Annotated in this window: 16 protein-coding genes; 11 read left to right on the top strand and 5 right to left on the bottom strand. The window is 43.1% G+C overall.

Annotation, left to right across the window (positions count from 1 at the left end):
- Positions 1 to 162 precede the first annotated feature (162 nt).
- The 3 genes from QL982_RS03100 to fadB all read right to left on the bottom strand — a co-directional run bounded on the left by QL982_RS03100 (position 163) and on the right by fadB (position 5,655).
- Positions 163 to 1,881: a rhomboid family intramembrane serine protease gene (locus QL982_RS03100; RefSeq protein WP_290161616.1), complete on the bottom strand. Its 1,719-nt coding sequence runs from the start codon at positions 1,879 to 1,881 to the stop codon at positions 163 to 165.
- 210 nt (positions 1,882 to 2,091) lie between these two features.
- On the bottom strand, positions 2,092 to 3,264 hold the full coding sequence (fadA, locus tag QL982_RS03095; protein ID WP_290161618.1) for an acetyl-CoA C-acyltransferase FadA: 1,173 nt from the start codon (positions 3,262 to 3,264) through the stop codon (positions 2,092 to 2,094).
- 231 nt (positions 3,265 to 3,495) lie between these two features.
- Complete coding sequence (gene fadB, locus QL982_RS03090; RefSeq protein WP_290161621.1) at positions 3,496 to 5,655, bottom strand: fatty acid oxidation complex subunit alpha FadB; 2,160 nt, start codon at positions 5,653 to 5,655, stop codon at positions 3,496 to 3,498.
- An 800-nt stretch (positions 5,656 to 6,455) separates the two neighbouring features.
- On the opposite strand from fadB, the gene QL982_RS03085 reads away from it, so the two are divergent.
- From QL982_RS03085 to QL982_RS03060, 6 genes are all read left to right on the top strand, one after another.
- Positions 6,456 to 7,532, top strand: a complete 1,077-nt coding sequence (locus QL982_RS03085) for a polyprenyl synthetase family protein (protein ID WP_290161623.1) — start codon at positions 6,456 to 6,458, stop codon at positions 7,530 to 7,532.
- Positions 7,533 to 7,602: 70 nt separating this feature from the next.
- On the top strand, positions 7,603 to 8,421 hold the full coding sequence (locus QL982_RS03080; protein WP_290161625.1) for a DUF72 domain-containing protein: 819 nt from the start codon (positions 7,603 to 7,605) through the stop codon (positions 8,419 to 8,421).
- Between the two features lie 107 nt (positions 8,422 to 8,528).
- The gene (locus QL982_RS03075; RefSeq protein WP_290161627.1) at positions 8,529 to 9,698 is read left to right on the top strand and encodes a metal-dependent hydrolase; all 1,170 of its coding nucleotides are present in this window, start codon (positions 8,529 to 8,531) and stop codon (positions 9,696 to 9,698) included.
- 19 nt (positions 9,699 to 9,717) lie between these two features.
- The gene (locus QL982_RS03070) at positions 9,718 to 9,882 is read left to right on the top strand and encodes a hypothetical protein (protein WP_290161629.1); all 165 of its coding nucleotides are present in this window, start codon (positions 9,718 to 9,720) and stop codon (positions 9,880 to 9,882) included.
- Between the two features lie 80 nt (positions 9,883 to 9,962).
- Entirely contained in the window at positions 9,963 to 10,583 is a 621-nt protein-coding gene (locus tag QL982_RS03065; RefSeq protein ID WP_290161631.1) for an SLATT domain-containing protein, read from the top strand.
- 314 nt (positions 10,584 to 10,897) lie between these two features.
- Complete coding sequence (locus QL982_RS03060; protein ID WP_290161633.1) at positions 10,898 to 11,638, top strand: SDR family oxidoreductase; 741 nt, start codon at positions 10,898 to 10,900, stop codon at positions 11,636 to 11,638.
- An 88-nt stretch (positions 11,639 to 11,726) separates the two neighbouring features.
- On the opposite strand, the gene QL982_RS03055 is transcribed toward QL982_RS03060, so the two are convergent.
- Positions 11,727 to 12,356 (bottom strand): superoxide dismutase, encoded by a 630-nt coding sequence (locus tag QL982_RS03055; protein WP_201593112.1) that lies wholly within the window; start codon positions 12,354 to 12,356, stop codon positions 11,727 to 11,729.
- 551 nt (positions 12,357 to 12,907) lie between these two features.
- Here QL982_RS03055 and rdgB point away from each other — a divergent pair.
- From rdgB to QL982_RS03030, 5 genes are all read left to right on the top strand, one after another.
- On the top strand, positions 12,908 to 13,570 hold the full coding sequence (gene rdgB / locus QL982_RS03050) for an RdgB/HAM1 family non-canonical purine NTP pyrophosphatase (protein WP_290161637.1): 663 nt from the start codon (positions 12,908 to 12,910) through the stop codon (positions 13,568 to 13,570).
- 395 nt (positions 13,571 to 13,965) lie between these two features.
- Positions 13,966 to 15,309 (top strand): trigger factor, encoded by a 1,344-nt coding sequence (gene tig, locus QL982_RS03045; protein ID WP_194198232.1) that lies wholly within the window; start codon positions 13,966 to 13,968, stop codon positions 15,307 to 15,309.
- 482 nt (positions 15,310 to 15,791) lie between these two features.
- On the top strand, positions 15,792 to 16,430 hold the full coding sequence (clpP, locus tag QL982_RS03040; RefSeq protein WP_110924211.1) for an ATP-dependent Clp endopeptidase proteolytic subunit ClpP: 639 nt from the start codon (positions 15,792 to 15,794) through the stop codon (positions 16,428 to 16,430).
- A 110-nt stretch (positions 16,431 to 16,540) separates the two neighbouring features.
- Positions 16,541 to 17,815, top strand: coding sequence for an ATP-dependent protease ATP-binding subunit ClpX (clpX, locus tag QL982_RS03035; protein ID WP_194198226.1), 1,275 nt, complete (start codon positions 16,541 to 16,543; stop codon positions 17,813 to 17,815).
- 432 nt (positions 17,816 to 18,247) lie between these two features.
- Entirely contained in the window at positions 18,248 to 19,234 is a 987-nt protein-coding gene (locus QL982_RS03030) for an SDR family NAD(P)-dependent oxidoreductase (RefSeq protein WP_290161642.1), read from the top strand.
- Positions 19,235 to 19,394: 160 nt separating this feature from the next.
- Here QL982_RS03030 and QL982_RS03025 read toward each other — a convergent pair whose 3' ends face one another.
- Positions 19,395 to 20,489, bottom strand: a complete 1,095-nt coding sequence (locus tag QL982_RS03025; RefSeq protein ID WP_290161644.1) for a PTS sugar transporter subunit IIC — start codon at positions 20,487 to 20,489, stop codon at positions 19,395 to 19,397.
- Positions 20,490 to 20,689 lie beyond the last annotated feature (200 nt).

Genomic DNA, 20,689 nt, shown 5'->3' with positions numbered 1-20,689 from the left:
GCTGACAGTTGCAACTAAAACTATTTTAGAATTATCATAAACAGTGCCATGGTTCATCTCTCTCTTATTTAGTCATATTTTGTTCAGTGCGTCAATGGACATCCGCTTTAATAACAACTTGTCACTCTTGACTCAAACTGTCATCTACCAAAAAGTGAGTAACTATATATTGTGGCGCCTAGCATTACGTAACAAAGCCTGTTTTTGGGTCATAACCATGACCACACCGAAAATCATACCAACACATAGGGTCAGAAGATAATACACCATATAGCTGAGCGTGTTTATGAAAGCAAAAAACATACTGGATAAGAGAATAGTCAGTATGACAGCCACAGTAGCGCCATATATTTCTCGATATTTTTTATTAAAAATCTTAAAGGCCACCAACGGTATCGCAATACCAAACAAGCCAAATGTAGCACCCCAAACACCTGCCATATCCATATCAAAATATAGTACCCCTAAAACATTAGCGAAAATCCCACATATAAAAAAGGCAATCGCAAAACGTATAGGACCCAATACTTTTTCCAAAATATAACCTGTCGCAAAAAGCATCCCCAGACTCATTGCTAAATGCATAATCCCTGCGTGTACAAAAATCGATGTCACTACTCGCCAATATTGACCAGCTTGCAGCGCATCCATCGTCAATCCACCCACACTATTTACCTGTCTGGATAAAGGGGCAATAATATCCATACCCATGAATACGGTGAGTATAAATGCACCTATACAGGTCAGGATTAATACCAACGTTGCAGGTCGCTTTTTATTACTTCTAAACAAAGCTACTAGGCTTTTTGATACATCACTCACTGGTGCTCGTTTTTTTACGGGCTTTTGTTTTTTGATAGGTGTACGTTTTCGCGTGCTCTTTTTTTCTTGATTATCCATATCTGCTGCAAGAACGAGCAACAAGCACAGCACCATACCAATAAAAAATGAACCAAACCCCCAGACGAAATCACGACCTAAACTGTCAGTAAGCAATCCTGTTTCAGGCATTAATACCAAGGGTGGCAAATTAGACTGCTTATTAGCTGTAGAAATCGTGTACAAATAGGCGCTTCTGTCATTTGATGACTTCAGCTTTCTAAAATAGCTGATATTAGAGAAATCTTCGGCGGCGTATTTATGGCGTGATTCATTAATAAACGCTGAGTATTGTCTGTCTTTAATGCTCTGCTCTTCTCGATTATCGTATTTCGTGTGGTAGCTAGAACCTAGCCAAATATTATCAACGGCTGTAAATGGCGTAGCAGTGTAATAATTAATATGCAATGTCGATTCGAAATGTCGTCCACTGATTACTTGTGTCTCTACATAAGAAACACTCTCTGATTTTAGTGGCTCAACACTACCAACTTTGAAGTATTTTTGTTTTGGATAATGACGAATATCATTCAAGCTGTCTACTTCAATGACGTCATAAGCCGCTTTGGACAAATAGTTTTGGCTGATCAAAAGTGGTATCACTAATGCTAAAACCATCGTTATAAAAAAATAGCTTGAACTACTACGCTTAGCCCACTTCAACGTCAAAAGCTCATACCTCGGCCACATCCAAATACCAACGACGAAAATAGATAAAAGAAAAGGAATGCCAAAATTCCAGTAGCCTTCTTTTAAAGGCAGAATATTTAGATAAATATCAAGTACCCAACGCAAAGCACCAAAAAGTAGAATGGTCAGGATACTTAAACCCAAATAAGGCAAAAACACCTGCTTTAATTTTAGTTTAATCGATCCTTTAGGGCGTTGGGTTTTCTGCTCTTTACGCTTAGCAAGTTTACGTCTCTCCTGTCTACCTACTCTGCTTCTATTTCTATTTTTATTCTTATATCTATATTGGCTTCGCTTATTGCTATCATCCATGCACTATCACCATTCACTTATAATAAACCACGTTCTAATTTTGATAACCTTTTTCACTCAACCAATAACGGTATGATTGGATTCAACATACTTATTTACATTGTTTTATTTTATGCGGGCACAAAAAAGCGCCCCTAACTTTAAGTTAGAGGCGCTCATTTTACAAGATATCAAAGCATATTAACCAACAAATATCAGCTTAATTGAAATTTACACACGCTCAATAACAGTAGCAATACCTTGGCCAAGACCGATACACATCGTCGCTAGACCGATTTCAGTATCTGACTGCTCCATTGCGTTTAGCAAGGTAACCGTGATGCGAGCGCCTGAACACCCTAGTGGATGACCTAATGCAATCGCGCCACCATTGATGTTGACGATATCTTGCTTGTCCGACAAGTTTAAGGCTTTAAGTACCGACAAGCCTTGCGCTGCGAATGCTTCGTTTAGCTCGATGGTTTGCATATCATCGACGCTCATGCCAGCACGTTTAAGTGCTTTTTGAGTCGCAGGTACAGGACCATAACCCATGATAGCAGCATCACAACCAGCCACTGCCATACTACGGATACGAGCGCGAGGCTTTAGACCTAGCTCTTTGGCTTTTTGGGCGCTCATCACTAGCATAGCAGACGCACCGTCAGACAATGCAGATGAGGTAGCAGCAGTAACCGTGCCGCCTTTTGGATCAAACGCTGGACGTAGCTTTTGCATTTGTTCCATCGTTGCGTCTGGACGAATTACTTCATCAACCGTACACAGTTGCAAACGACCCGCAGCATCATGACCTTCGATGCCGATGATTTCATTATCAAAACGACCTTCGGTAGTCGCAGCCCATGCACGGCGATGTGACTCAAGACCGAAAGCATCTTGCTCTTCGCGAGTGATACCATTCATACGGCCCAGCATCTCAGCGGTCAAGCCCATCATGTTTGAGGCTTTTGCATAATGCTTAGAAGCAGCAGGGTTTAGATCAACACCATGCATCATGCCGACGTGGCCCATATGCTCAACACCACCGATGATGAATACATCACCTTGGTTGGTCATGATTTGAGCAGCGGCGGTATGAAGCGCCTGCATAGAAGAACCACATAGACGGTTGACTGTTTGGCCACCAGCAGTTTTTGGAATACCAGCTAGCAGACCGATGTTACGACCAATATTTAGGCCTTGCTCTAGCGTTTGGTTGACACAACCCCAGATGATGTCTTCAACGTCACGTGGGTCAAAGTCGTTACGCTCGACCAATGCACGTACCAATTCAGCAGACATGCTATCAGCGCGAACGTGGCGGAACATACCGTTTTTAGTTTTACCCATCGCTGAGCGTACGCCATCTACGATGACCACGTCTTTTGGACTTAAAATTGTCATACTATATTCCTTTTCAATTTTTATTGTCAGTGTAGTCAGCTCAATTTACTACGGCTATATCGTCAATCTCGCTTAAAGTACAATAGGTACATTTGCGCTCGATTTCCTGGTACTAGTATTAAATTGCACCAACTATAATCGTACGTTCACTATTGGAGACGATTCATGTCTCAATTGCTTTCATGCAAAAATAGCAAACGTACGGCACTTCATCCTAGTAGTGACTGCCTATTACGCTGTTGCGTAAAAGGTCTCGCCCGCTGCTGCCATATCACGAATCTTTTGCGGCGCTTCATAGGCTTTGCCTAGATGTGCGTATTTTTCACACAATGCCAAGTAGTTATCTAGACCCATTTGGTCAACATAACGGCAAGGGCCACCACGGAATGGTGGGAAACCTACGCCCATGATCATCGCCATGTCTGCCTCGCTTGGTGTGCTCACGATGTTGTCTTCTAGGCAGCGGACAGTCTCGTTGCAGAATGCAATCATGGTGCGGTCAATGATGGCTTGATCGTCAAACGTCTGCGTTTCGCTATCAGTCGTGGTTTTTAGTAGCTCATAAGTGGCTTCGTCAGCGACTTTCTTTGGCTTGCCGCGTTTGTCCATTTCATACTTATAGAAACCAACACCGTTTTTCTGACCTAGGCGTTTGTTTTCATATAAAAGCTCAATAGCCCCTTTATAATCAGGCTTCATGCGATCAGGGAAACCTTCTGCCATGACTGCTGCGCCATGAACACCAGTGTCTAGACCGACGACGTCGATTAGATAAGCAGGGCCCATTGGCCAGCCGAATTTTTCCATGACTTTATCGACATGAGCAAAGTCAGCACCTTGCTTAAGTAGCAAGTCAAATGCACCAAAGTATGGGAATAGGACACGGTTAACTAAGAAACCTGGGCAGTCGTTAACTACTACTGGCACTTTACCCATTTTAGACGCTAGTGCAACGGTGGTCGCAACAGCTTCTTCAGATGATTTCTCACCGCGGATAACTTCTACCAATGGCATACGATGTACTGGGTTGAAGAAATGCATACCGACGAAGTTTTCTGGACGCTCAAGCGCTTCTGCTAGGAAGGTAATAGAGATAGTCGAAGTGTTTGACGCTAGGATACAATCGTCTTTTACCAAGCCTTCGACTTCTTTTAGTACCGCACGCTTCACGTTTGGATTTTCGACTACTGCTTCGATAACGATGTCAGTTTCAGCAAAATCACCATAGTTCAAAGTAGGACGGATACGGCTCAAGGTTTCGCCCATTTTTGCTGGGGTCATTTTGCCGCGATCGACCATTTTACCAAGTAACTTGCTGGCTTCGCCCATACCAAGGTCTAATTGCTCAGACTTGATGTCTTTCATGATGATTGGCAAGCCTTTGCTAGCTGCTTGATAGGCAATACCGCCACCCATGATACCAGCGCCTAGTACGGCTGCTTCATTGATTTCATGTGCTATTTTGCTATGCTGTTTTGCCAGTTTTTTGACTAGCTGATCGTTTAAGAACAGACCAACCAAGCTCTCTGCTTGTGGGGTTTTAGCCGCTTTAGCAAAACCAGCCGCTTCAACTTCGATTGCTTTGTCACGTGGTAAATTCACGTGTTTTTCAATGGCTTCGATTGCTAGCGCTGGTGCTGGGTATTGCTTAGGATTTGCTTTGGCAAAGATCATACCTTTGGCACTGTTGAACGCCATCGCTTGCTCAAGCTGGTTTAGCTTAACTGGAGCCAGTTTTTCTTCACGTTTTGCTTTCCAATCAAGCTCACCTGAGATACATTTTTTGACTAGGTCAATTGCGGCATCTTGCAAGTCATCAGCAGGTACAGTCGCGTCAACCAAGCCTAGTTTTAATGCTGCTAGTGCTTTTTTAGGAGCGCCAGTCGCGATAAGCTCAAGTGCATTGTCGATACCAATGATACGCGTACTACGGACCGTACCACCAAAACCTGGGAAGATGCCTAGCTGAGTTTCTGGTAGACCGATAATCGCTTTGTCGCTCATGACACGGTATTCACACACCAAGGTCATCTCACAACCACCGCCCATTGCAGCGCCATTGATGGCAGCTACTTTAGGGAATGGCAGGTCTTCAAAACGATTGAAAGCGTCATTGACATGAACGACCCACTCTTTGATCTCGCTTTCTGACTTCTTGAAAGAACCGACGAATTCTGTGATGTCAGCACCAGCGATAAACACGCCTTTGGCTGAAGTAACGATAAGACCTTTTACGTCGTCCGCTTTTTCTAGCGCGCTCACCGCTTCACCAAACTGCTTGTTGGTTTCGGCATCAAATTTGTTCACGCTCTCATTTTCGGCGTTGTACTGCATGTTGGCGATGCCATCCTCTAGCATTGTCACCGTGATGCGATTTCCTTGATATACCATTTGAAACTCCTTTCTATATAACGAAAGCTACGTTTTTAATTAAAATAAATAGCCAGTTACTGTTAGTAAAATGGGTAATAGCACTGTGCGCTTGTCATGTTATAAAAACAAACATATAACCAGCGCACCAGTGAAGATGTCTTTATTATCCAGCACTCATCATGATGCACGTATTTTGCGTCTCTTACATGACATCATGTGACGCTTCATTTATATACCGCTGTTGCAGGTACTGATGTTCAAGATACTGACTGAGACAGGGTCTCATGATCAACATTGACCATTGAACACCCTGAGTAAAAACCCAGTACAATCACCACCAGACCATTTTCACGTCAATTAGTGTAGGGGATTATGCCCCTCACTGTCACAAGCTAATACCATACTCGCAAGTCACTCTTAAATCACTTTTAGGCATTTACCTTACGCTAAAAGCGTTTTAGTGAATAAATGTATACTGAATTGTTATTTTAGATTTATTTCGTGTTGCTCATTTTCATGCCTACCGCCTCAAAGATGATAGGCCGTTGATGCGATACGATTAATGTACCTCGCTTAGCTTGCTCTTTTATCAGAACATATTCAACCAGAGAGTGACATCATCCATCCGTAACGAAATCTTGTCGCTATATTGCAGCTAAGATTGCTCTGTTTTTTGAATAAACTTTGGTAGAAAAATGCAAAAAACAATCAATTGATACGGTGTCTCACATAAGCAATATGGCCTATCATGCTACACTAATAGCGTTTTTACCTTATCCCTGATAAGTTTTATTGTATCCCTGATAAATGGTTGGATTATGACTGTTTCCTTTACTTCTAGCACTACCTCTGTTGGCATCATCCCTTTTGACTTTGTCTCTTTTCAGAGCACTAAGCAATTTCATGGTGCTGTGCGCGAGCAATTGGCGCAAGACATCGAAGTCTTGTTTGCTTATGCGAAGCTCCCCAGTCCGCTAGTAGATGCTTGTCGCTACGTGATGACTGGACAAGGCAAACTGGTACGCCCACTGATGGTCGCCAGCGCTTTTGCCAGTATTAATAGCAGCAATAATGAACGTCCAGACGAGCCTAATGATGACATCGACACTCTCAATGCTGAGCTGGACGCGCTATTAGAAAATGACGCTGACTACGATATGTCACGCCGTGCTGCGTTGGCCGTAGAGCTATTACATACCTACTCATTGGTGCATGATGATTTGCCGTGTATGGACGATGATGAGCTGCGTCGTGGCCAGCCGACGGCTCATATCGCCTTTGATGAAGCGACAGCCCTGCTGGCAGGCGATGTATTGCAGACGCTAGCGTTTGAAGTGTTGACCGCAGAAATGCCAACCTTTGCGCCATTTGATGCAAATATCGCAAGTCAGCTATTGGCAATATTTGCACCGCGTGCCAGACGTATGGTCTCTGGTCAAATGCTAGACCTCAATGCCGAAGCCAGTGCCAGTATCGTGCAGGGTGATTTAGAAGCCATCCACCGTGACAAAACGGGCGCGTTGATTGAAGCAGCGATGCTCATGGGCGGCATTTGCGCTGGTGCAACGGCTCCGCAGCGCATGGCACTACAAGAGTGCGCCCAACATATTGGTCTAGCCTTTCAAGTCCAAGACGATGTGCTCGACGTCACGATGACGACTGATACACTTGGTAAGCCTGCAGGTAGCGATGAAAAACTAGACAAATCTACCTACGTAAAACTGATGGGTGTCGATAATGCCACCAGCTATGCGCAATCGCTGTTTAATGATGGGCGCGCTGCTATTATGCGCGAAATGAGTAATGGTGATTTGAACAGTAGTACCGACAACATTGACACAGACAACGATGCGCTATTGGCATTGATTGAATGGCTATGGTCGCGTAAGAAATAGTGTAGCGAACAGCCACTGAGTAAAAACAGCTCAGCAAACTTTATTACCCAAACGGCAGTGAGTGGTCAACATGGACAGTTCCCCTACCCCGCGTATTTATCTTGGCACTGGTGGCTATAGCGATACCGACTTACTCGGTACGCTGTATCCTACTGGCACCAAGAAGACCGACTTTTTACGTGAGTATGCCAAGCAATATGGCGCAGTGGAGATTAACAGCAGCTTTTACGCACCTATTGGACAAAAAGCCTTTGCGGGGATGGTTGATAAAGCCTACGTGCAAACGGACAGTCAGTTAAAATTTGCTGTCAAGCTGCATCAAGACTTTACTCATGCACGCAAAGGTACTTCCGAACATGCACAAGCATTTCTAAACGCCTTATCTCCGCTTATCGAAGCAAATGCTTTAGCGCCATTATTACTCCAGTTTCCGCATGGTTTTGATCGTACTCGTGAGCATCGTCTCTATCTAGCAGAGCTTGTCAGTTGGTTTCAAGACTACCCACTCACCATTGAGTTTCGTCATAACGCTTGGCACACATCGCAAGTGGTCGATAGCTTTCGGCAGCAAGGTCTGATTTGGTGTAGCGTTGATTACCCAAAGGTGAATGGCCTACCACCATCACGATTGATATTTACCGAACGTACTGGCTACCTACGCATGCATGGCAATAACCTAAACTGGTGGGATGCGATGAGCGCAGCTGACCGTCATGATTATCGCTATAGTGAGGCGGAGATGCAGGACTGGGCGCAAGCGATTGCCAATCAGCATCAGCACTTTGACACGCTCTATATCTTCTTTCAAAACACTACTAAAGCACATGCGTACTATAATATTGCGATGCTGCGTAAGGCTTTATCCGCTCACCATTTTGAGATTTTTTAAACCAGAAACTGTTTAATTTGATAGTCAGTCATTACTCACATTCCAATAAGAAAGCAAATAAGCAATCAAATAAGCAATCAAATAAAAAACCATACAAGTAGACAACCATGGATTCACTCAGTCAGATTGTGTTAGGCGCTAGTGTACAAGGTGCGATACTGGGTAAATACCAAGGGCGCAAAGGCTATCTATACGGGGCAATGCTGGGCACTTTGCCCGATTTGGATGTCTTAATAAATTATCCTGATCCCATCAGCAATATGACCTATCACCGTGGTTTTAGTCATTCGCTAATCGTCCTCACAGCAGTCGGCATAGTGGGCGCGTGGGCAATCAGTCGTTACCATCAATGGCGCAACATGCCACTGCCTTACTCTACTGTGCGCTTGGCAACAGCCATGACGCTGGCGCTCACGACCCATCCAATTTTAGACAGCTTTACGGTCTATGGCACTCAATTGTTGTGGCCGCTACAAGAGTCTCTGTCGCTGACACCTTTTAGTATTGCCTCGATGTTTATCATCGATCCGCTATATACGTTGCCACTGCTCATCGCCATGATCGTAGGGCTGACAAAAGGAAGCAAGCTTGGTATTTTTAAAACTGGCGTATTAGCTCATTGCCAACGGCTTGCCATTTGGATGCTGGTGATCAGTAGTGGGTATCTGATGCTTTCGTTAGGGCTAAAATATTACGCGCAAGACAAAGCTGAGCAAACGTTAGCGGCTGCCAAAATAGACAATATAGTCCGTATCAAAACCATGCCTGTCCTACCTACTATCCTGATGTGGCGTACAGTCGCTGAAGACGATCAAAATAAGTTGATTGAGATACGCGGTAGCGTTTTAGACAGTCGCTTACCTGAGTATCGCTATCTGACGCAGTATGACAACTCGCAGACGCTACGTGCAAACCTGCCAATAGCGAGCCAGCCCTACGCACACAGGCTGGATTGGTTCTCTGGTGATTGGACAGGCTACCGAACTCAAACGATGCTTGATGACGCTGCCGAGCCTAACAAACAAGACGTTCAGTTGGTCGTTGATGACCTGCGCATGATGGCAGGCGACACGGCGTTCTTTAGTTTTATATTGGCTAATAAAACAGGACAAGCGTCGCCATGGCAATCGATTACGCCTATAGATGCGCCCATTGTCAAAACTGATGATAAACCTGAAGTATCGCGCATTGAACTGGTGAAACAAGGATTTGTGAGAGTGTTTGATGAGTCGGTCGTGGATAACGATGGTGGTTGGGTTTTGGTTGATGAGGATTAGTGCTTAATAAGGCTAAAAGGTGTCTATAGCGTTTAAGATGCAAGCGATCGCCAATCAGCATCAGTACTTTGGCACGCTGTATATGTTCTTTCAAAACACCGTCAACGCGCATGCGTATTATAATATTGCGATGCTGCGTGAAGCGTTGGATAGATTTGGGTTTGAGGTTTTATCGCTTCTATAAAATGACTAAATATTACATATATTTAAATCACAAAACTGGTGTAATGAAATTACAACTATTCTAAAATAAGGTGAACAATCTTGAAGAAAGAAGATAGCTTCGATAACTTATACAAAAAAATAGATTCCACTTCAAAAACAAGATTTAATGCATCTGAATGCTTGAGAAGTCATAGCAAGTGGTCAACTTATACAGTTGTAATAATCTCCTTGGTGTTAATTCTCATATCCTTGATGCAAGCTTATGGTCTTGGGAAGAATATAAATAACGATTTAGTAACCTTGATTCAAATTTTTTCAACTATCGCAGTATTAGTTTACTCACTTTTAATTGATAGAAACGATTATTCAAATTTGGCTGAAAAAATGTATTCTTGTGCAACACAGCTTGGTGAACTCAAACAGAAGATATATCCATACCTAAACCAACCACATGATCAATATGCCTATGATCTTTTCAGAGATTCATATTACAGTATATTAAAACTATTCGAGACTCATTCAAAGAATTACTCTAGTAGTGACCATATTAGGGCACAACTTGTAATGCCTGAAAACTATAATATCAACGGCCTTAAATGGTGGTTTTCTAAATTTAATATATATTCTACTCTTTTGTTAGAGTTTCTCTCTTATATATTAGTTATAGCTACTTTAGTTCTAGTACTCTACTGGGTTTGGTTTGGCTGGAGTTTTCCTTGAAATGTATCTCTGTTAAAATTTGAGATCGCTCAACTATCGAAATAATTATAAACCAAAAAAGGACACCTCACCGTGTCCTTTTTTTTATCCAAACCCTTAATAGCTAAAGAATACTTTTCAACGCCAACCTCTTAACCTTTATGCTTTGCATCTGCGTAGACACAATGGATAAGCTTATCCTAAAATAATTATACGTAACCGCTCTACTCATTGTCTTTGCACACTGGTAATGTCTGTATCGTCAATTAAAAATTATCAGTCAAAGTGCAATATAAGCACTCTGATATTTATCAGCCATAATAGAGAGAATAATAATGACAACACTAAATAATAAAGTCGCGATTGTAACTGGTTCATCAAAAGGCATCGGTGCACAGATAGCTATATTACTTGCGGCAGCAGGTGCCAAAACAATTATTAACTATGCAAACGATGACACAGCGGCCAATGATATCGTCAACCAAATTAAATCGGCAGGTGGTGAAGCCATCGCTGTGCAAGCCGATGTCAGTAATGCCAAGCAAGTCGAAGCGATGTTTGATGCCACCATCGATGCGTTTGGCAAGCCAGATATCTTGGTAAACAGCGCAGGCATAATGATCAATAAACCCATTGCCGAGACCATAGACGAAGACTTTGACCGTATATTTGCTATCAATGTAAAAGGCACGTTTAATACATTGCGTGAGGCGGCGACTAAACTTAATGACGGCGGCCGTGTTGTGAACCTCTCAAGTACGACTACTCGTATGCTGCTACCTAATTACGGCACCTACTGTGCTACCAAAGGTGCAGTTGATCAGCTGACCAGAATCTTCTCTAAAGAAGTTGGCGCGCGAGGAATTACAGTCAATGCAGTGTCACCCGGCCCTACCGATACTGAGCTGTTCCACGAAGGTAAAGCAGATGACACGGTAGAAAGCCTCGCTAGCATGTCACCGTTCAACCGTATCGGTGAACCAGTCGATATCGCCCGTGTGGTGGCATTTTTGGTGAGCGAAGAAGCCGCTTGGGTCACAGGGCAAAATATCGGTGCTAACGGCGGTATCGCGTAATATCGTTGTTCTATTAAGAATTACTAAGCCAAAAAAAGGACACCTCGCGGTGTCCTTTTTTATCAATCAAATACTTAGTGGTTAAAGATTACTCTTCAACGCCAGCATCTTGACCTTTATATTTTGCGTTTGCGTAGTCCCAGTTCACTAGCTTGTCTAGGAATGTGTCTACATAGTCAGGACGACGGTTGCGGTAATCAACATAGTACGCATGTTCCCATACATCACAAGTCAATACTGCTACTTGGCCGTTCGCTAGTGGCGTACCAGCGTTAGGGGTTTTAGCGATAGACAATTTGCCACCGACTTTATCAGCGACTAGCCATGCCCAACCTGAACCGAACTGAGTCAATGCTGCGTTTTTGAACTCTTCACGGAACTTGTCATAGCTACCGAAATCTTCTTCGATTTTAGCTTTTAGATCACCAGTAGGTTCGCCGCCGCCGTTTGTTGGCGTCATGCAGTTCCAGTAGAACGTGTGGTTCCATACTTGAGCTGCTTGATTGAACATACCTTGTTTGCTGTCATCGTTAGCAGTCGCTAGGATGATTTCTGGCAACGTTTTGTCTTCTAGACCAGAACCTGGTAGCAAATCGTTAAGCTTGGTCACGTATGCATTATGATGCTTGTCGTGATGATACTCTAACGTCTCGGCACTGATATGTGGCTCTAGTGCGTCTTTTGCGTATGGTAGTTCTGGCAATGTAATGTTTGACATAATTATTTTATCCTTGCTGTTTAGCCGTTAGTTTATAAAACTGATTATAGAAACTGAATTTTACGCTATTTTTACACCGCAAAAAACACTATAAAATAGCGGACTAAATTGGCTGAGTTTATTGTTTGAAACGAATATTATTGCTTGATACACGGTACTGCTCAATACAATATCACGTATTATTATGAATCCAAAATGAACCTAGCGGTTACTGCTTGCTATTATTCTTTGCTTAAAAGCCAAGTATTTGACTTCATAAGCATTTATTAATTAAATATTCAAAAGTTACAGGATATAACTCGCTGTAGCTTGGCGAGTATTATAGCAACAATGACCAAAAGTATCAGTTACCAAATGTTATAGACCGTACAATCAGTATAGCCATTGGCTATGTATTAGCGGATAGCCCAGCCGATAGCCCACGCTACCTTACAGACATCAATGGCTACTGCAAATATGACGGTTAGCTAGATTTATAGACATAGTAAAAGACACTAAAAACAAAAGCTAGATTAAACAGACCACACATAACCGCTTAACGGAAAGACACTATGACCAACACAAGCACCATCGACACTCCCCTACATGCGACACAGTCAGCACCAAGTACCCAATGGGTGCTCGCCAGTAATAACAAAGGCAAGTTGGCTGAGTTTAAACGGTTATTCGCTGAGGCCAATCTGGAGGTGACGATCATCCCGCAAGGTCAGCTTGATATCGAAGATGCCATCGAAGACGGGCTAAGCTTTGTAGAAAATGCCATTATCAAAGCCCGTCATGCCAGCCGTATCAGCGGATTGCCTGCTATCGCTGACGACTCAGGACTGTGTGTACCCGCACTCGGTAATGCACCGGGCATCTACTCTGCTCGCTATGCTGGTGAGCATGGTAACGATAGTAACAACAATGCCAAGCTCATCGCTGACTTACAGCCTATCCGCGAAGCGAAGCCAGATGCTCATGTTAAAGGGTTATTTGTTTGCGTACTGGCGATGGTGCGTCATGCTGATGATCCATTGCCGATTATCGCTCAAGGATTATGGCATGGCGAGATTTCAGGGACAGCACATGGTGATGGTGGTTTTGGGTATGATCCATTGTTTTGGTTACCTGACTTGCAAGCCAGTGCAGCTAGCTTGAGCGCTGCTGATAAAAACAGTATCAGTCATCGCGGTCAGGCCATTCAACAGCTATTGGCGCAGCTGCCTTTATAAGTACTCCTATAAAGGTAAGCAACATAAGGAAACATGACACCAAACAGATAATTTTTACTTTAATAATCAGATAGATTATACTGTTCTACTTTTAAAAATTTTGTCGAAAACCGTTATATGTCTGTATAATTCACCAAAAAGCGTTATTATGCGGTGTATTAACGGTTTATTATTGATATTTGATAGCATTTACAACCTCAGCAGTTTTATATTTTGTGCTGGCAGCGATTGCTACTGACACTGATATAGACGTTGCGGGCTATCATTGTCCCCTATTTATTCCAACGGCAATCCGTTGTACACGCCCGTATTTTGAGGCTCGGTTTGTCTATTACCATTTAATCCTAAGTACTGCTTAATTTTAAGTACTATCTAATCCTAAAGGTGTAATTAACATGGCTACAGATTTACAAGTCACAACCAACAAGCTATCTAACAAAGAAACCCAATTGACGGTTAAAGTACCTGTCGAAAAAATTCAAAACAAAGTCGAAGGCCGTATTCGCCAAGTTGCGAAAACTGCCAAGATTGACGGTTTCCGTAAAGGTAACGTCCCTATGTCACACATCCGCTCTCAGTACGGTGCTGGCATTCAACAAGAAGTTATCAACGATGTGATCCGTGATACCGTTTTTGAAGCGATCAAATCTGAAGACATCCGTGCTGTTGGCATGCCTAACATCGACGACGTAAAACTTGAAGACGATTTCTTGGTTTATCAAGCGACTGTTGAAATCTTCCCAGAAGTAGACGTACAAGGTATCGATGAGATCGAAGTTGAGCGTCATACTGCCAAGGTTGATGAAGCTGACGTTGACACCATGATCGAAAACCTACAAAAGCAACGTGAAGAATTCGTTGAGAAAAAAGGTATGGCTGCGAAAGACAACCAAGTGACTTTTGACTTTGAAGGTTCTATCGACGGCGAAAAATTCGAAGGCGGCTCTGCTGAAGACTTCAAACTAGTCATCGGTAGCAACCAAATGATTCCTGGCTTTGAAGCGGGTATCAAAGGCATGAAAGCTGGCGAAGAAAAAATCATCGAAGTGACTTTCCCAGAAGATTACCAAGCTGAAAACTTAGCGGGTAAAGAAGCTCAGTTCAAAATCAACGTAAAATTGGTTGAAAAATCTAAGCTACCTGAAATCGACGATGCGTTCCTTGAGCTATTCGGTGTAAAAGAAGGCGGCGTTGAAAAACTAAAAGACGACGTACGCAAAAACATGGAACGCGAAATCAAAAACGCTGCGCGTAGCCAAGTTAAGCAAGCGACTTTTGACGCATTGCTAGAAAAGAATGAGTTTGACGTACCAAACGCGATGCTAGAGCAAGAAATCGAGCGTCAACGCAACATGATGATGCAACGTTTTTCTCAGCAGTTCGGCGCGAATGCTGATAGCTTCGATAAAGACATGCTACCAAATGAGCTATTTGAAGAGCAAGCGCTACGTGCTGCCCGTCTTGGCATCATCGTTGCTCGTGTTATCGATACCAAAGGCTTAGAAGTAGATCAAGCACGCGTTGAGACATTCATCAAAGAAGCGGCTGAAAACTACGAAGATCCAGCAGAAGTTATCGAGTACTACACCACTGATAAGCAACAGCGCGCTAACATTGAGTCTGTTGTACTAGAAGACCAAGTGGTTGATTATCTAATCGAGCAAGGTAAAGTAACTGACAAAGAAGTTAGCTACCAAGACTTGCTAGCTGCTCAGCAACAACAGCAGCAAGCCATGTAGTTTGCATGATTACTGACGTTGTCGACATTGTCAGTGAGCAGCATACCTCTTAGCAATTTGCCTGTCACTGGCTGTCATTGCTAAAAGTAATACAAAAATGCCCTAACACTTTGTTAGGGCATTTTTATTGGTGGCCAGACCAAGTATTAGCACCTTCTTTATCAATTGTTTGTCACTAAGCCCCTTGATAAATGTATACAAACACCTTATTAATAGGGAGTCATTTATTATTTTTCACATTAAAAAGTTACTATTGCACCGATAAAAAAGTTACCATTAGCTCAATTATTTTTAGCGACATCTAGATCGTAGCATTGCATCTAGTTAGTGTTAACAACAAGCGGTAGTATTTATCATGATAAGCACCCATAAAATCTTAACCGTTCGCTAATCCCAATCCCTTTATTTTATGTACTTATAAACAGGACATCTTTATGACAGATTATGATCGCATCACTGCCAACCCGCATTTTGATATGCTGATGAGTGCGCACAATGATATGCAATATACCCAAAGTGCACCTCAAGCTGCATTAGTGCCTATGGTGGTTGAACAATCATCACGCGGTGAACGCTCGTTTGATATTTTTTCACGTCTATTACGTGAGCGCGTTATCTTTTTGACTGGTCAAGTCGAAGACAATATGGCCAATCTCATCGTCGCACAGTTACTATTCTTAGAAGCTGAAAACCCTGACAAAGATATCCACCTATATATCAACTCACCAGGCGGTTCAGTGAGTGCTGGTTTGGCTATTTTTGACACGATGAATTTCATCAAGCCTGAAGTATCTACCATCTGTATGGGCGGTGCTTACAGCATGGGTTCATTCTTGTTGGCAGCTGGCCAAAAAGGCAAGCGTTATTCACTTGCGAATGCTCGTGTGATGATTCACCAGCCTTCAGGTGGCGCGCAAGGTCAAGCCACTGATATCGAAATTAATGCTCGTGAAATCCTGAAAACTCGTGCACGTTTGAACAAAATATTGGCTGAGCGTACGGGTCAACCAGTAGAAAAAATTGAAAAAGATGTTGAGCGTGATTATTGGTTGGATGCAGACGAAGCAAAAGAATACGGTTTGGTTGACGAAGTATTAGAGCGCCGCCCTACTTCTTTATAATTAGCATATAACAGCCTTGATAAACATCAACTGCCTGAGCGCGATGCGTTTTGGCATTGATGCAAACAATCAAAATATTTGTAAGTTTTAAAATTTTAGGAGCGCCTTTTATGGCAGAAGACAATACCCCGCAGTGCTCGTTTTGTGGCAAAGCCAAAAGCGATGTACAGCAGCTGATTGCCGCTGACGATGCCAATATCTGTAATGAATGTATTGAGTTATGTACCGATCTAATCGCTGACAGTGCCGAAGACGGCGATGATGACAGCGAAATCGATACCTCTTGGGTCAATAAAAAGCTACCAACGCCAAAAGAGCTACGTGCCAAGCTTGATGAATATGTCATCGGTCAAGACGCTGCTAAGAAAGCATTGGCGGTTGCCGTTTATAACCATTATAAGCGCCTAAAAGTTAGCCAAACACTGGCCAATGACAGCAAAAAATCTAAGATTGGTGCTGATGATGCCATGGTTGAACTGGCGAAAAGTAACATCTTGCTCATAGGCCCAACAGGTTCAGGTAAGACATTACTGGCGCAAACCTTAGCACGTCTGCTTGATGTGCCTTTTGCTATGGCTGATGCCACGACGTTGACCGAAGCAGGTTATGTCGGCGAAGACGTTGAAAACATCGTGCAAAAGCTACTCCAAGCATCTGACTATGATGTGGCAAAAGCTGAGCAAGGCATCATCTATATCGATGAAATCGACAAAATCAGTAAAAAAGGCGATAACCCATCGATCACCCGTGATGTGTCAGGCGAAGGCGTGCAGCAAGCATTGCTAAAGCTTATCGAAGGCACCGTGGCTGCTATTCCGCCACATGGTGGTCGCAAGCATCCACAGCAAGAGCTGATTCAAGTCGATACCAGCAACATCCTTATCATCGTTGGTGGTGCATTTGCTGGTCTTGATGCTGTCATTCAGCAGCGTACTGAAAAAGGCGGTATTGGTTTCAACGCCGATGTCAGCTCAAAAGACGATAGCCGTCGCAGCTCAGATTTGCTACAGCAAGTTGAGCCAGAAGATTTGATCAAATTTGGTCTTATCCCTGAGCTGATTGGTCGTTTGCCTGTACTTGCTGCACTACAAGAGCTTGATGAAGAGGCATTGGTACAAATCCTGACTGAACCTAAGAACGCACTGGTAAAACAGTATAAGTACTTGTTCGACATGGAAGGTGCTGAGATTAACTTTACGCAAGAAGCACTTGATGCCATCGCCAAAAAAGCCATGGAGCGTAAAACGGGTGCCCGTGGTCTACGTTCTATCGTAGAGAACGCATTGCTTGAAACCATGTATGAGCTACCTTCTATGGAAAATGCAAAGACCGTCATGGTTGATGCAGACGTCATCAATGAAGGTAAAACGCCTGAAATATCTTAATGTATGGTATCGTTCAGTTAATATCGCTAGTTATACTTAATTAGCTATTAATACAAAAAAGCGTCTGGCAAAGTTTGCTAGACGCTTTTTTTATGCCTATTCATTAGCTGAATTAACCATCAACAATCCGACTATTCGTGATTCTAATACCAGTTAGTGATGTCTTAAATACTAGGGCGTGTCTTCAATTCACTCGATAGTCATCTAAATGGGCTATTTTTCCTACGACCAACGTTGGCAAAATTAAGCTTTAAAAGGTATGGATTATACCTATCATAAAATGACAGCAGCGTTTATCAATCGCTAGTAAGCATCGGCACGAATTATGCTAACGTAGATAGTCTGTTTTGACCTTTTTACTTTACTTCTATATATCGCCATATATATTCCGTATGAATCCCATATGATTAATAATACAAAGGATTGTTTATTATGCTCAATTATGTGACCGCCATGGCGACCTCATTGCGCCAACACTTGCCGTTCTCTTCCAGTCACGCCCCATTAGATGACACTGATGTTGCTTCTTATTACCAAAACCATGTCGCCGCTATCACGGGTGCAGGCTCTGGTATGGGACGTGAGCTCGCGGTTCATTTGGCAAAAATGGGCTGCCATGTTGCGCTCTCTGATATCAATCCTGAGCAGCTGGCAGTAACCAAACAGTTACTCGTTGGTTATGATGTCAACGTCACCCTGACCGTACTCGATGTATCAGACAACAAAGCCGTGGAAGCATGGGCTGATAGCGTCATGGCTGAGCATAGCAAAGTGAATTTTATCTTTAATAATGCGGGCGTCGCACTCTACTCTACCGTCGAAGGCAGTAGTATTAGTGAGCTTGAATGGGTGATGAATATCAACTTTTGGGGCGTGGTTTACGGCACCAAGGCGTTTTTGCCATTAATCAAAAATAGCGTTAAACAGAGCCAGTTTAGTGAGCATGGTCATATTATCAATATCTCAAGTCTTTTTGGCCTAACCGCTCAGCCGTCACAGTCTGCCTATAACTCTAGTAAATTTGCGGTACGCGGCTTCACAGAAAGCCTACGCCAAGAGCTAAATATACAGCACTGCGGAGTGTCAGCGACTTGTATCCATCCAGGCGGTATCAAAACCAATATCGCCAACAGCGCACGCGGTAATGAAAGTATCAATGATATTGGTATGAGTACGGGGCCCAAAGCCATCAGAAGTTTTAATAAGTTTTTAAAATTTGATGCGAGCGAAGCGGCTTGGATTATCCTGCATGCAGCAGCGACCAATCAGCAACGCTGCTTGATCGGTAACGATGCCAAGATGATTGATGCTATCCAGCGGGTATTCCCATCGCACTATAGTCAAATATTGAACGATGTCACTACGCTATCTCGCAAACTAAAACCACGCCGTCATAAAAAGCTAAAGACAGTTAAATAGTATGCTGTAAATATATTTTGCATCATGAGAAATTGATTAATTTATATATAAAAAGCCCAGCTGTGGTCATAGCTGAGCTTTTTGAGAGTTGTTATTGCTGATTGAGAATAAGACTGAGTTTTGAGACTGTTGAAAATATTTTAGTTCAATACTCCAACTATTAAGGCAATTTCATATCACCATCTAACAACCAACCCATACGGCGCATCATGTAAGCAACCATGCCGGCAATGACAGCAGGCAATACAAACATCAATAGAATAATCGCTGTCCATAATTGACCCGTACTCATGATTTCTTGTGATGCTTCAATGACCCCAAACACACCGACTAAACCAGCAGTACCCATACCTGCCCCTGTAGCAGTACAGGCAAGCCCGAACCCTACTGTAGCGATAGGACCAACGATAGCACTGGCGATAACGGCGGGCAGTAGAATCAATGGCTTTTTTAGCACATTAGGGATTTGTAGCATACTAGTGCCCAAACCTTGAGATATCACGCCACTTACACCGTTGTCTTTGAAACTGGCAACCGCAAAGCCAATCATATGTGCTGCACAGCCAACTACTGCCGCACCGCCAGCCACACCGCCCAGCCCAATAGCAATACAAATAGCCGCGCTTGAAGTGGGCATGGTCAGCAAAATACCAACCACAACGGCGATGACAATACCCATTAATAGAGGCTGTAACTCAGTGGCTGCTTGGATCCCTTGACCAATAGCCGCGACAGCAGCAACGATAGGTGGATTCAGTAGCGCACAAACGGCTAATGCGACGGCACAGACTAATAAAGGAATTAACAAAATATCCAGCTTAGTCTTGCCAGCAACCCAAGTACCAGCACGATACGCAAATACCGACGTCAAATATGCCCCTATCGGATTACCAGGCAATGCCACAAAAGTCGCAGGCCCGCCTACTTGCGGGGTAAAAAGCGTACCTGCCATTAATGCTTCAGAATGTGCACCTAACATACCTGCTACCAAGCAACTTAGCATGACTAGCGTTGGCGCTTTAAGATAATAGGCAATGCCCACGCCGATACCCGCCCCCATCAATATCGATGCTAGCTTACCGACGGCAACCAACGCAGGCAGATCTAGCCAACCGCCAATTTGTGAGATGATAAGACCCGCTATCAATGTGACAAAGAGACCTAGAGCCATACCAGTAAAAGCATCGATAAAATACTTCTGAAAAAAGGATTTGATAACGCCAGTAGATGCAGATGTTGAGTCAGATACAGTCATAGCCATACTCGTTGAGGAAGTAATGATAAGATATAATAAAACCACAAAGTAAAATAGCGTTACTAAAAATAAGAGACAAAAAAAGCGTCATTACGACGCTTTTTTATAAATAAACTATTAAAACTAGGGCGTGTCCTCATTTTAAAAATGGTGATAAAAATGAGATAAATTGCCGTCAAACGAGGAAAATAGTGCAGATA

The sequence above is a fragment of the Psychrobacter sp. 5A.1 genome (genome assembly GCF_030407455.1).
GTDB lineage: Bacteria > Pseudomonadota > Gammaproteobacteria > Pseudomonadales > Moraxellaceae > Psychrobacter.
Note: the sequence above shows the minus strand (reverse complement) of the source record. Positions and strands in the feature narration are given on the sequence as shown.

Coding starts and splice junctions, on each gene's coding strand:
- QL982_RS03025 (WP_290161644.1), bottom strand. CDS start 20,489: ATGACTGTATCTGACTCAACATCTGCATCTACTGGCGTTATCAAATCC.
- clpP (WP_110924211.1), top strand. CDS start 15,792: ATGAGTGCGCACAATGATATGCAATATACCCAAAGTGCACCTCAAGCT.
- QL982_RS03100 (WP_290161616.1), bottom strand. CDS start 1,881: ATGGATGATAGCAATAAGCGAAGCCAATATAGATATAAGAATAAAAAT.
- QL982_RS03055 (WP_201593112.1), bottom strand. CDS start 12,356: ATGTCAAACATTACATTGCCAGAACTACCATACGCAAAAGACGCACTA.
- QL982_RS03085 (WP_290161623.1), top strand. CDS start 6,456: ATGACTGTTTCCTTTACTTCTAGCACTACCTCTGTTGGCATCATCCCT.
- QL982_RS03030 (WP_290161642.1), top strand. CDS start 18,248: ATGCTCAATTATGTGACCGCCATGGCGACCTCATTGCGCCAACACTTG.
- QL982_RS03060 (WP_290161633.1), top strand. CDS start 10,898: ATGACAACACTAAATAATAAAGTCGCGATTGTAACTGGTTCATCAAAA.
- fadB (WP_290161621.1), bottom strand. CDS start 5,655: ATGGTATATCAAGGAAATCGCATCACGGTGACAATGCTAGAGGATGGC.
- QL982_RS03080 (WP_290161625.1), top strand. CDS start 7,603: ATGGACAGTTCCCCTACCCCGCGTATTTATCTTGGCACTGGTGGCTAT.
- clpX (WP_194198226.1), top strand. CDS start 16,541: ATGGCAGAAGACAATACCCCGCAGTGCTCGTTTTGTGGCAAAGCCAAA.
- tig (WP_194198232.1), top strand. CDS start 13,966: ATGGCTACAGATTTACAAGTCACAACCAACAAGCTATCTAACAAAGAA.
- fadA (WP_290161618.1), bottom strand. CDS start 3,264: ATGACAATTTTAAGTCCAAAAGACGTGGTCATCGTAGATGGCGTACGC.
- QL982_RS03075 (WP_290161627.1), top strand. CDS start 8,529: ATGGATTCACTCAGTCAGATTGTGTTAGGCGCTAGTGTACAAGGTGCG.
- rdgB (WP_290161637.1), top strand. CDS start 12,908: ATGACCAACACAAGCACCATCGACACTCCCCTACATGCGACACAGTCA.